The organism is Streptomyces sp. P9-A4, from assembly GCF_036634195.1.
Lineage (GTDB): Bacteria > Actinomycetota > Actinomycetes > Streptomycetales > Streptomycetaceae > Streptomyces.
In genome coordinates, this window is the sequence record NZ_JAZIFY010000001.1 from 2928300 (window position 1) to 2940625 (window position 12326).

The window sequence follows — 12326 nt, forward strand, 5'->3', positions numbered from 1 at the left end:
CGGCGTCAGGGGGAAACCCCTGTCCCTCCACTCACAGCGGCCTCTTACAGCAGGCCGTCCCACATCTGCTCCAGGAGCACCGACCACCAGTTCTCCGGCGACGACAGCGCCGCCGGGTCCAGCATGGCCAACTGCGCCTGGAAGTCGACCGTCCAGCGGCCCGCCTGCTCCGGGTTGAGCCCGAACCGCAGCCGCCACATCCGGCCCAGCAGCGCCATCGAGCGCGTGAACTCCGGCAGTCCGGTGTTGACGAACTGCGGCGGCACCGACTGCCCGCCGGGACCCGCCTCCACCGGTACGGCCACGATGTGCGCGGTCCCGTACTGGACACAGAGCGCCCGGCCGAAGTCCGAACCGATCACCAGGTACGAACTCGCGTCCGGCGCGGCCGGAACCTGCCGCTGCGCCGCCAGCTCGGCCAGCGTCGGCACCACGGGGACGGCGGGCTGCGCCCAGAAGAACGGCCCGAAGTCCGCGGGCAGACCCGCCCACACCAGCGTCAGCGCCACCAGCTCCGGCACACCCTGCCGGGACACCGCGCGCTGGTCGAAGCGGAGGATGCCGGGACCGAACGCCCCGGCCAGCTCCTGCGCGATCACCTCCGGCGGCACCGGCGGAGCCGGCTGCACCTGCGGCAGCGGCGCCCGTACCGGCGCGGGCCGCGCGGGACCGTCCGCGACCTGGTGCAACTCACCCTGATGCGTGAGGAGTTGACGCATGCCCTGCTGACGGCCCGCGTGATCACGGCCGTACGGGGCGATGCTGGTGATCCGCGCCTGCGGCCAGGTCTCCCTGATCATCCGGGCGCAGTAACCGCCCGGAAGCTCACAGGACTCCAGCTCCGTGTGCAGTTCGAGCACCTGCTGCGGCGGCACGTTCATCGCGCGCAGCTCGTGCAGGATCTGCCACTCCGGGTGCGGGGTGCCCGGCGCCGAACGCCGGATGATCTGCGCCTCGGAACCGTCGGGCGCGCGGTAGCGGAGCACCGCCTGGTACCCGGGGCCGACCGTCGGCTGCGCGGCGGGCTGCGGATACCCGTACGCGGGCGGTACGGCTCCGGGGCCGGCCACCTGCCCCGGCGCGGGCGGCGGCGTGTGACCCCCGTGCACCGGCGGCGGACCGGGAGGGCCGGGCGGCTGAGGGGCCGAGGGACCGGCCGGACCGGGGTGCGCCAGCATGGTCGCGGCGTGCGCGACCCCGCCCGCGGGCGTACCGGGCGCGCCGGGAATGCCCGGCGGCGGCGGGGGCGGCGGCGGGGCGGCGGGGCCGCCCTGGTTGGGGTGGGCGAGCATCGTGGCCGCGTGGTGCACGGGCTGCGGGGGCGTCGCGGGGCCGGGGGGAGCGGGCGGTCCGGGCGGACCGGACTGCGCGGGCGGACCGGGCGGACCGGGCGGACCCAGCGGGCCCGGCTGCGCCGGCGGACCGGGCGGACCGGGCGGACCCAGCGGGCCCGGCTGCGCCGGCGGACCCGGCGGACCCAGCGGGCCCGGCTGCGCGGGCGGACCCGGCGGACCCAGCGGGCCCGGCTGCGCGGGCGGACCCGGCGGCTGGGGGCCGTCGGGCCCGAGCTGCGACACCAGCTGCGTCGGTACGTAGGCGGGGGCACCCGAAGCACCGGGGGCACCCGGAACACCAGGGGCCGCAGGGGCACCCTGAGCGCCGGGCGCACCCGGGGCTCCGGGGATGCCGGGGGCGCCCGGCGGCGGGGGCGGCGACACGGGACCGCGCCCGCTCTTCGGCGACAGCGACGCCTTGCTCGTCGCGGCGTCCGCGATGTCCCCGCCACCCGGCACGGCCGGCGGGGGCGGCGGCACACCCGGACCGGCGGGACCGGCGGGACGCACCGGACCGGCCTGCGCGGGCGCGGGCGGGGCGGGCGGGGCCGCAGGAGCGGCACCCGGCGCCGGATGGGCCGGGTCCAGGCGAGGGGCGATCGCGGTCGGGGGCAGCGCACTGCCCCCCTTCATCAGGGCGGTCGGCGCGTCCGCGCCCACCGACAGCGGCGGGGTGTCCTCGTCGTCCGTCCCCGAGAGCGCGGGCGCGAAGACCGTCGCGGGCAGCGGCACCGCCCCGTCGGCCCCACCGGAACTCGCGTTGGCGTCGGCCCAGGGGCTGTCCACGGGCGCGGGCCTGGCCGGCGGCACGGGAGCCGGAGGCGTCTCCGCCGGAACCCCGTCCATCGCCGTGGGCTCGTACGCGGCACCGGCCCCCTCCGACACGGAGGACGAGGAGGACGAGGAGGACGAGAAGGAAGAGGAGGACGAGGAGGAAGCGGACGACGCCGACGAAGACGACGCGACCGAAGCCGACCCCAGTACCGACCCCGACCCCGACCCCGACGCCCCCGCGTCCGACGCGTCCGACGCGTCGTCCACCGACGCCGCCGCGCTCGCGTTCTCCTGCGACACGTTCGGCTGCTTCGGCAGCCCGATCTTGTCCGCCGCGTCCTGCAGCCACTCCGGCGGACTCAGCAGGAACGACGTCTGGTTCAGATCGCTCCGGGCCGCCGGCACCGCCGCCTGGGCAGGAACGTCCTCGGCGGCCCCGTACTCCTCCTCGTACCGGCGGATGACCTCACCCACCGGCAGCCCCGGCCACAGCGTCGCCTCGCCGCTGTCCCGGGCGATCACCAGGCGCTGGCGCCCCCCGTCGGAGGTCGGACCGCCCTCGCGGTCCTCCGCCCACACCACGAACCCCAGCTCGAATTCCCGCACCCGCACCTCACGGTGCTGGTACGACGGCAGGTCGCCGTTGATCCACTCCTCGGCGCGCTCCTGCGCCTGCGCGAAGGTCACCACAGCCCACTCACTCCCCCACCGGGACGACCGGCACCGCACGCGCGAAGCCACCGTCCACCATCAGGTTCGCCACCGTCTCCAGCTCCGGCGGATTGCCCGCGAGCCGCTGCAGAAACGCGTCGAAGTCCGTACCGCAGGGCAGCAGCAGCCGCTCCACCCGCTCGGCCACCGTCCAGCCGGCCGCCACCTCACCGGTGTCCCGCGCGTCGTCGTACGCGCAGAACCACACCGAACCGACCGCCTCGCCCCGCACCTTCAACGCGATCAGACCGCCCTGGACGAACGCGACGCCCAGATAGTCCTTGGTCAGATGGTCGCGGAGGCACTTGTTGACATAGACGAGGTCATTGACGCCCGCCTCCTCCCGGACCGTGAAGAACGGCTGGTCGACCAGGAGGCCCAGCTCCGCGTCGAGCGCGGCGCCCACCGGGGCGCACCCGCCCGCCGCCCTCAGGAAGGAGCGGTACGCCCCGGGAAGCCGGTAGCCGAGGTCCTCCTCGACGCCCTGGAGCTGCTGCTCCGACACCGACACCAGGCCCTTCGGCAGCCCGAAGTGCGCCGGCCGGGTCTCCTGCAGCGGACGCGTACCCCGCTTGCCGTGGTCGACCGCGGCCGTCGCCACCCCGCCGTGATGGCGCAGCAGGGCCTTCACCTCGACCGGGACGAGTTCCATCCGGCGGCTGCGCGCCACGTGGTGCCAGGTCCAGCCGTGCGGAGTCGCCACCGACGGGATGGTGTCCCACAGCTCATGACCGGTGGCCGCCATCGCCGCGTTCGCCGACACGTAGTCCGTGAGCCGCAGCTCGTCGACACCGAATCCCTCGGGCGGGTCGGCGATCTCCGCCGCCGCGCGCGCGTACGGCGAGAAATCCGGGTGACCGAACTCGTCCACCCGCACCCCTCTCGGGTGACGGGAAGCACGGACCGGGTCCGGGAAGTGCACGACCTGCCCGGCATAGGCCGCGTTCGGTGGCGCGGTGTCCTGCCCGAGCCGACCTGTCGTCATGGCGGTTGCCCCCTGCACTGGCGTCGCTGACTGCTACTACGCGCAGCCGCTGGCTGCTCCTGACTGATGCCGCACAGCCTATGCGCTGCCACAAGAGGCCGAACCGGCCCGATCCGACGGTGACCAAGTGTCACGACGCCATGACAGTCGCACCATGATTCCGACACACCGAAGCGGCGTTCCGCCGCCCCAGCTTCCCCATATGGCTCCCTATTTGGCAGGCTGTCCACGCAACTCGGGGGATTGCAGGAGGGGAAGAGCGCACCATGCACACAGCACCGACGCCCACACAGGGTGACCCACGCCTCAACTGGAGCAGCAGCGCCGAATCCGGCCGCGCCCCGTTACTGCGTCACCGTCGCGACGGCATCCTCCCCACCGTCGGCGCCGCCCTCTCCGTACGCGGCGAGACCCTCACGTGCACCGCGGGCCGCGGCGACCGGCCGCCCGCCCTGCACGCGCTCGTCCAGGACTTCCTGGACACCCTCACCAGCGGCCAGCGGGAACGGTTCACCGGGCGCTGCCCCGAGGCGATCCTGCTCTCCCGGCACCTCGCCGCGACCGAGAGCGGGCGGTCCAAGCGCGCCCAGCGCAAGCCGCTGACCCACGGCGAGGCACGCCGGTCCCTGAAGCACGCCAAGCTCACGACCCGGCGTATCCGCGAGGACGGCGACCCGCTCCACGGCAGTTACGCCGCTCCCTGCCGCTCCTGTACGGCGATGCTCGCCCACTTCGGCGTCCGTGCCGTCGACCCCACCACGCCCGCAGAGAACGGCTGATCGCGCACCCATGCCCGACCACCTCAGCACCACCCGTTTCCCGGTCAACGTCGACGCCGCGCTCCGCGAGGCCGGCTGGCAGCCCGGCCGCTGGGACATCAGGCTCGCCGAGGAGTGGGCCGACACCCTGCGGGCCCACACGTCCCCGGCGGGGCACCGGCACAGCGTGTTCCCGGCCGTCGTCGAGGCCTGGGCCGAGTTCGGCGGACTGCGGATCACGGCGCCCGGGCACGGCCGGCAGATAGCGCCCGCCGCGGTCCGCTTCGACCCGCTCGCCGGACTCCACCTCTCCCGGACCCTGGCGGACCTCGGACGCGCCCTCGACACGGAGATCGCGCCGCTCGGCGAGGAGGGCGACCACCAGGCGATCCTGGCGATGGACGCGGAGGGCCGGGTCTACAGCCTCGACCACGCGGGCGACTGGTACCTGGGCAAGGACATCGACGCGGCACTGTCGACCCTGGTCACGGGGGCGCAGCCGACGCGGCTGACGGCGGGGCAGGAGTAGGCGGCGGGGTTCCGCCGCGGCTCACGCCCGGCGCGCCCCCACGTGGCTCACGCCCGGCCGGGGCCCGTCGGCAGGACCGCCGAGACCTTGAAGCCGCCGGCGTCCGTCGCGCCCGACACGAACACCCCGCCGATCCGCAGGACCCGCTCCCGCATCCCCACGAGGCCGTTGCCGCCGCTCGGCAGGCCCACGTCGGCCGCCGCGGCGTCCGAGGGGCCGTTCTCCACCTGCATCGCGACCTCGGTCCCCCGGTGTGCCAGGCGCACCACGACCTCGGCGCCGACCGCGTGCTTGTGGACGTTGGTGAGGGCCTCCTGCACGACGCGGTACGCCGTCCGCTCCACCTCCGGCGGATAGGCGCGGGCCTCGCCGATCACCAGGAACTCCACGGCCGCCCCGGCCAGCCGGGACTGCTCGCACAGCGTCTCCAGGGCGTCCAGGCAGGGCCCGTCGTCGGCGGCGGCCTCGGCGGCGGCGGCGGCGGCCCGCCCGACGGCGGCCAGGGGGACCACGGCGGGGGCGGCAGGGGCGGAGCCCTCGCGGAGGACTCCCAGCATCTCGCGCAGTTCGGTCAGGGCCTGGCGCCCCATGTCACCGACGAGGGCGGCGTTGCGTACGGCCTTCTGGGGGTCCTTCAGCGCGACCGCCTGGAGGGCAGCCGCGTGCACCACCATGAGGGACACCCGGTGGGCGACCACGTCGTGCATCTCGCGGGCGATCCGGGTCCGCTCCTCCTGGCGCGCCCACTGGGCGCGCTGCTCGGCGCGGTCGGCGAGCAGGGAGAGTTCCTGTTCCAGGCTGTCCGCGCGCTCCCGCAGGCTTTCCATGAGGCGGCGGCGGGCCCCTATGTAGAGGCCGAAGAGCAGGGGCGGGGCGTTGAGGCCGAGCGTCATGAAGACGGCGACGACGGGGACGTACCAGCCGCTGGGGTCGATGTCGGGCTGTCCGACGTCGGCCTGGGCGACGTCCTGGCGCATCCGCACCACGGTCACGACGAAGACGGCGAGCGTCGACATGCCCGCGAGCAGGGCGGTGATCCGCCGGGGCACCTCGGAGGCGGCGAGCGAGTAGAGCCCGACGATCCCCATGAGGAAGCCCATCTCGGCGGGCGCGACGGCGATCGACACGAGGACGACCACGATGGGCCACCGGCGCCGGACGAGCAGCACGGACCCGACGAGCAGCCCGAAGAGCACCCCCACGGGCACGGGCAGCGCGGCCTTGCCGGCGAACCCGATCCCTTCGAGCGCGCACTCGAACGCGGACAGCAGAGCGAGCCCGACATCGAGCACGACACTCCGCCGTCTTCCCCACCACCACCATTTCCCGACGCCCTCGGCGTCCCGATCTGCCCCCGTTGTGGTCATACCCATCACCCTACGGGCGCGGCCCACCGGTGGCGGTGAGCTCCCGGCTATACCGTCGCATCGAGGGGTCCGCGTACGGCATAGTGGAGGCCGCCGGATCAACGGACCAGCGGAAATGTCTGTTTCGCGGCATGAGTAGTCCCCTGTGGTGTAATTGGCAGCACTGAGGCTTTTGGTGCCTTATGTCCGGGTTCGAGTCCTGGCGGGGGAGCTTCTTCACTCGGGTCCTGACCTCCACGGTCAGGACCCGCACTCATGTCCGCCCCCTTGCCCCCCGGTATCCTTCGTGCGTCCACCACCCAAAGCCGAAGGGCAATCCCGTGAGCGCCAACCGCCCGGCAGCCGTCGTCGTCCTCGCAGCGGGTGAGGGCACCCGCATGAAGTCGAAGACCCCCAAGGTCCTGCACGAGATCGCCGGACGGTCGCTCGTCGGGCACGTCGTGTCCGCCGCGCGGGAGCTGGAGCCCGAGCACCTCGTCGTGGTCGTCGGGCACGCCCGTGAGCGGGTGAAGGGTCATCTGGAGGCGCACTACGCCGGGACCCGGACCGCCGTCCAGGAGGAGCAGAACGGCACCGGGCACGCGGTGCGGATCGCCCTGGAGGAGCTCGGGCAGGCGCCCGACGGGACCGTGGTCGTCGTCTGCGGCGACACGCCGCTGCTGTCCGGGGAGACCCTGCGGGCGCTGGCCGGCACGCACGCCGCCGACGGCAACGCCGTCACCGTGCTGAGCGCCGAGGTCCCCGACTCCACCGGCTACGGGCGGATCGTCCGCGACGCCTCCGGCGCCGTCACCGAGATCGTCGAGCACAAGGACGCCACCGACGAGCAGCGCGCCATCCGCGAGATCAACTCCGGTGTGTTCGCCTTCGACGGGCAGCTGCTCGCGGACGCCCTCGGCAAGGTGCGGACGGACAACAGCCAGGGCGAGGAGTACCTCACCGACGTGCTGAGCATCCTGCGGGAGGCCGGGCACCGCGTCGGCGCCTCCGTGGCGGCCGACCACCGCGAGATCCTCGGCATCAACAACCGCGTGCAGCTCGCCGAGGCCCGCGCCCTGCTGAACCAGCGCCTGATCGAGCGGGCGATGCTCGCGGGTGTGACGGTCGTCGACCCGACGAGCGTGTTCGTGGACGTCACCGTGACCTTCGAGCCGGACGCGGTGATCCTGCCGGGCACCCAGCTCCTGGGCGCGACCCACATCGGCGAGGACGCCGAGGTCGGCCCGAACACCCGCCTCAAGGACACCCGCGTCGGCAAGGGCGCCCGCGTGGACAACACCGTGGCGGACTCGGCCGTGATCGGCGACAGCGCCTCCGTGGGCCCCTTCGCGTACCTCCGTCCGGGCACGAACCTCGGTACGAAGTCCAAGGCCGGCACGTACGTCGAGATGAAGAACGCGACGATCGGCGAGGGCACCAAGGTCCCCCACCTGTCGTACGTGGGCGACGCGACGATCGGCGAGTACTCGAACATCGGCGCCGCCAGCGTCTTCGTGAACTACGACGGCGAGGCGAAGCACCACACCACGATCGGGTCCCACTGCCGGACCGGTTCGGACAACATGTTTGTGGCTCCCATCACGATCGGGGACGGCGCCTACACCGCCGCCGGGTCCGTGATCACGAAGGACGTGCCGGCCGGCTCGCTCGCCGTGGCCCGGGGCCAGCAGCGGAATATCGAGGGCTGGGTGGCCAGGAAGCGGCCCGGAAGCGCCGCCGCGCAGGCCGCCCAGGCCGCGACCGAGGACTCCGCCGGCGAGAGCTGACCGGAAACAGGTACGTCGAACTCGGCGTACCGTGATACGTGCACACAAATTCGGCTGGCTCGCACACGCGCACGACAGCTCGTGGAACGCGGCCAGACAACACGTCTGAGGAGACAGTGCTGTGACCGGGATCAAGACGACCGGCGAGAAGAAGCTGATGCTCTTCTCCGGCCGCGCCCACCCCGAGCTGGCCGAGGAGGTCGCGCACCAGCTGGGCGTCGGCCTCGTTCCCACCAAGGCGTTCGACTTCGCCAACGGTGAGATCTACGTCCGCTTCCAGGAGTCGGCCCGCGGCGCGGACTGCTTCCTGATCCAGAGCCACACGGCTCCGATCAACAAGTGGATCATGGAACAGCTGATCATGATCGATGCGCTGAAGCGGGCCTCGGCCCGGAGCATCACCGTGATCATCCCGTCGTACGGCTACGCCCGTCAGGACAAGAAGCACCGCGGCCGCGAGCCGATCTCGGCGCGTCTGGTCGCGGACCTGCTGAAGACGGCGGGCGCCGACCGCATCCTGACGGTCGACCTGCACACGGACCAGATCCAGGGCTTCTTCGACGGCCCGGTCGACCACCTGTCGGCGCTGCCGGTCCTCGCGGACTACGTGGGCGCCAAGGTCGACCGCGCCAAGCTGACGATCGTCTCCCCGGACGCGGGCCGCGTGCGGGTCGCCGACCGCTGGTGCGACCGTCTGGACGCCCCCCTCGCGATCGTCCACAAGCGCCGTGACAAGGACGTCGCCAACCAGGTCACCGTGCACGAGGTCGTCGGTGACGTGAAGGGCCGCGTCTGCGTCCTCGTCGACGACATGGTCGACACCGGTGGCACGATCTGCGCCGCCGCCGACGCCCTGTTCGCGCACGGCGCGGAGGACGTCATCGTGACGGCCACGCACGGCATCCTGTCGGGCCCGGCCGCGGACCGCCTCAAGAACTCCAAGGTCAGCGAGTTCGTGTTCACGGACACGCTGCCGGTTCCTGGCGCCCTGGAGCTGGACAAGATCACGGTGCTCTCGATCGCGCCGACGATCGCGCGCGCGGTGCGCGAGGTGTTCGAGGACGGTTCGGTGACGAGCCTCTTCGAGGAGCACTGAGCCCCGGCGCCGCAGCAGGCATGAGGGCCGCTTCCCCGTTCGGGGGAGCGGCCCTCGGTCGTGTTTGAGTGATCGAATTGGGTGGTAGGGCGGTCGGCCGGTAGACTGCCGTAGTTGCTCGGCGAGGGAGGCCGTACCCGTACGGATGTACAGGGTCACGGCGGTCCGTTATCGACGCGCTCTTCGTAGCAGGCCATCGCCAGTCGTGGCCGGGTGACCCAAGTCTTTTCGTCACCTTTCTACGAGGAGTGCACCATGTCCGAGGTCAAGCTCGCCGCTGCCGTCCGTACCGAGTTCGGCAAGGGCGCCGCCCGTTCGATCCGCCGCAACAACCAGGTTCCCGCGGTCGTCTACGGCCACGGCTCCGAGCCGGCGCACGTGACCCTCCCGGCCCACGACCTTGCCCTGGCGCTGCGCACGCCGAACGTCCTGCTCGCCCTGGACGTGGACGGCAAGAACGAGCTGGCGATCCCGAAGGCGATCCAGCGCGACGCGATCAAGGGCTTCCTGGTCCACGTCGACCTGCTGCTCGTCAAGCGCGGCGAGAAGGTCACGGTCGAGATCCCGGTCCAGGCCGAGGGTGAGCTCGCCGCCGGCGGCAACCTGCTGGAGCACGTGCTGAGCACCCTCTCCATCGAGGCCGAGGCCACCCACCTCCCCGAGGCCGTCACGGTCTCCGTCGAGGGCCTGGAGGCCGGTGCCTCCATCCTCGCCAAGGACATCACCCTGCCGAAGGGCGCCACCCTGGTGACCGACGCCGACGCCGTCGTCCTCCAGATCCTGGGCGCGCAGGCCGAGGAGCCGTCCGCCGAGGCCACCGAGGGTGCCGAGGCCTGAGCCGTAGGCTCTGCCTGACGTGACGGGGTGACGGGCCACACGGCCCGTCACCCCGTTTCCCTTGTACGGGTACGGAAGTACGCACGCGCGTGGACGGACACGAGGAGACCTGACGCAGATGACGGACGACGCGAACGCCCCCTGGCTGATCGTCGGCCTCGGCAACCCCGGGCCCGAGTACGCGGCCAACCGGCACAACATCGGCTTCATGACGGTGGACCTGCTCGCCGAGCGGATGCGCGGTTCGTTCAAGCGGGCGCAGAAGGCGCAGGCGCAGGTCGTCGAGGGCCGGATGGGCCCGCCGGGACCCGCGAGCCGCCGGGTGATCCTCGCGAAGCCGATGTCGTACATGAACCTGTCGGGCGGTCCGGTGACGGCGCTGCGGGACTTCTACAAGGTGCCGACGGCGAACATCGTGGCGATCCATGACGAGCTGGACATCGACTACGGGGTGCTGCGGCTGAAGATCGGCGGCGGGGACAACGGGCACAACGGCCTGAAGTCGATGACGAAGTCGATGGGTCCCGAGTACCACCGGGTGCGGTGCGGGATCGGGCGTCCGCCGGGCCGGATGCAGGTGGCGGACTTCGTCCTGAAGGACTTCTCGGCGACGGAGCGCAAGGACCTGGACTGGTTCGTGGACCGGGCGGCGGACTCGGTGGAGTGCCTGGTGGCGGAGGGCCTGGAGCGGGCCCAGTCGGCGTACAACTCGTAGGACCCTGGCGGTCGGAACGTACGACTGTACGATCGCGGGTCATGACGCACGTCCGTAACGCCGCCATGGCCCTGGTCGCCCTCCTTCTCCTCGTCGCGGGCGGGTGGGCCTCCTGGAACTCGGCCCAGCACGTCCTGCTCGGCAAGGGGCGGGAGCACGGGACGCTGACCGTGACGGGCTGTACGGAGAAGATGTGCAGCGGCCGTTACGCCCCGGACGATCCGTCATCGACACGACGGACGCTGACGATCGAGCGTTCGGTGGCGGCGAAGCGGGGCGTGACGATCCCGGTGGTCGTGAAGCCCGGCACGGACGAGGGCGTACGGACGGGCTGGGGCGGCGGTCTGCACGCGTGGCTGCCGTTGGGCGGGGCGCTGCTGCTCGCGGCGCCGCTGATCGGCGGGGGGCTGCGGCTGCCGAGGACGGCGTGGTCGATGGCGGGTGCGGGCGGGGCGGTGCTGGTGGCGGCGTTCTTCGCGCTCTGAGGTGTTCTGGCCCGTTTCCATAGGTTTCCTGGCGCAATCGTTTTGGACCTCTGGCTTAAGGCCCACTTAAAGCGACGGATAGGCTGCCCCCGCCACCTCCCACGGCATACCTCATCCCACAGATGGACGACTGCACATGCGACGTTCCCTCATACCCGCCGCCGCCCTCGTCGCGGCCATGGCGGGCTCTCTCGCTCTCGCGCCGGTGGCGTTCGCGTCCAACGGCCCCAAGGGCGACAACGGCACGGTCAAGATCCACGACTCGAAGACCGGCGAGGAGATCAAGGCCAACGAGCCGAAGGTCTGCGCGTTCTACCTCGACGCGTTCAACTTCGACGCCCAGCAGAAGGCGAACTGGCGCATCGAGGCCTGGGCGAACAACGACCAGGAAAAGGGCACCGAGGTCGAGAAGGGCTCCATCACCCTCGACGCGAAGGGTCACGGGCGCACCGAGGACCTGAAGCTCGCCGACGGCCAGTACAAGCTGTTCTGGAACTTCGACGGCGAGAACGGCAAGGCCAAGCACAAGGTCTTCAAGGTCGACTGCCCGGACGAGACCCCCGGCACGGAGACCCCCGGCACCCCGGGCACGGAGACCCCCGGTACCCCGGGTACCGAGACGCCCGGCACCCCGGGTACCGAGACCCCCGGCACGGAGACGCCCGGCACCCCCGGTACCGAGACGCCCGGCACGGAGACCCCCGGCACTCCCGGCACGGAGACCCCCGGCACCGAGACCCCGGCCCCGTCCGAGACCCCCGGTGGCACCGAGTCCCCGTCCGCGACCACCCCCGCGGGTGAGACCGGCGGCAACGGTGGCACCGGCGGCAAGGACGGCAACCTGGCCGAGACCGGCTCCAGCGCCCCCGTCGGCATCCTCGCCGCCGCGGCGCTCGCCCTCGCGGCTGCCGGTGCGTTCCTGGTGACGCGTCGCCGTAAGGCGCAGCAGCACTGACGTACCCCGTCATG

At 72.4% G+C, this 12326-nt stretch carries 11 protein-coding genes and 1 tRNA gene; 9 read left to right on the top strand and 3 right to left on the bottom strand.

All coding sequences use genetic code 11. The features are described 5' to 3' along the window. Positions 1–44 precede the first annotated feature (44 nt). Entirely contained in the window at positions 45–2798 is a 2754-nt protein-coding gene (locus V4Y03_RS13120; protein ID WP_332435038.1) for an SUKH-4 family immunity protein, read from the bottom strand. Positions 2799–2805: 7 nt separating this feature from the next. Next, positions 2806–3804, bottom strand: coding sequence for an SMI1/KNR4 family protein (locus V4Y03_RS13125; protein WP_317874576.1), 999 nt, complete (start codon positions 3802–3804; stop codon positions 2806–2808). A gap of 266 nt (positions 3805–4070) precedes the next feature. On the opposite strand from V4Y03_RS13125, the gene V4Y03_RS13130 reads away from it, so the two are divergent. After that, the gene (locus V4Y03_RS13130) at positions 4071–4583 is read left to right on the top strand and encodes a YwqJ-related putative deaminase (protein ID WP_317874575.1); all 513 of its coding nucleotides are present in this window, start codon (positions 4071–4073) and stop codon (positions 4581–4583) included. A 10-nt stretch (positions 4584–4593) separates the two neighbouring features. After that, positions 4594–5091 (top strand): SUKH-3 domain-containing protein, encoded by a 498-nt coding sequence (locus tag V4Y03_RS13135; RefSeq protein WP_317874574.1) that lies wholly within the window; start codon positions 4594–4596, stop codon positions 5089–5091. A 47-nt stretch (positions 5092–5138) separates the two neighbouring features. Here V4Y03_RS13135 and V4Y03_RS13140 read toward each other — a convergent pair whose 3' ends face one another. Further along, entirely contained in the window at positions 5139–6458 is a 1320-nt protein-coding gene (locus V4Y03_RS13140) for a sensor histidine kinase (RefSeq protein WP_332435039.1), read from the bottom strand. 139 nt (positions 6459–6597) lie between these two features. On the opposite strand from V4Y03_RS13140, the gene V4Y03_RS13145 reads away from it, so the two are divergent. The 7 genes from V4Y03_RS13145 to V4Y03_RS13175 all read left to right on the top strand — a co-directional run bounded on the left by V4Y03_RS13145 (position 6598) and on the right by V4Y03_RS13175 (position 12312). Continuing rightward, positions 6598–6669: transfer RNA gene (locus V4Y03_RS13145), tRNA-Gln, on the top strand. Between the two features lie 109 nt (positions 6670–6778). After that, positions 6779–8224 carry a bifunctional UDP-N-acetylglucosamine diphosphorylase/glucosamine-1-phosphate N-acetyltransferase GlmU gene (gene glmU, locus V4Y03_RS13150; protein ID WP_317874572.1) on the top strand — a complete coding sequence of 482 codons (1446 nt, stop codon included), beginning with the start codon at positions 6779–6781 and terminating at the stop codon, positions 8222–8224. A gap of 121 nt (positions 8225–8345) precedes the next feature. Further along, positions 8346–9320: a ribose-phosphate diphosphokinase gene (locus tag V4Y03_RS13155; protein ID WP_141302919.1), complete on the top strand. Its 975-nt coding sequence runs from the start codon at positions 8346–8348 to the stop codon at positions 9318–9320. Positions 9321–9575: 255 nt separating this feature from the next. Beyond that, entirely contained in the window at positions 9576–10157 is a 582-nt protein-coding gene (locus tag V4Y03_RS13160; RefSeq protein ID WP_317874571.1) for a 50S ribosomal protein L25/general stress protein Ctc, read from the top strand. A gap of 118 nt (positions 10158–10275) precedes the next feature. Then, complete coding sequence (pth, locus tag V4Y03_RS13165; RefSeq protein WP_317874570.1) at positions 10276–10872, top strand: aminoacyl-tRNA hydrolase; 597 nt, start codon at positions 10276–10278, stop codon at positions 10870–10872. 41 nt (positions 10873–10913) lie between these two features. Continuing rightward, positions 10914–11357 carry a hypothetical protein gene (locus V4Y03_RS13170; protein ID WP_332435040.1) on the top strand — a complete coding sequence of 148 codons (444 nt, stop codon included), beginning with the start codon at positions 10914–10916 and terminating at the stop codon, positions 11355–11357. Between the two features lie 136 nt (positions 11358–11493). Further along, entirely contained in the window at positions 11494–12312 is an 819-nt protein-coding gene (locus V4Y03_RS13175) for an LPXTG cell wall anchor domain-containing protein (RefSeq protein WP_332435041.1), read from the top strand. The last annotated feature ends 14 nt before the right edge of the window (positions 12313–12326 follow it).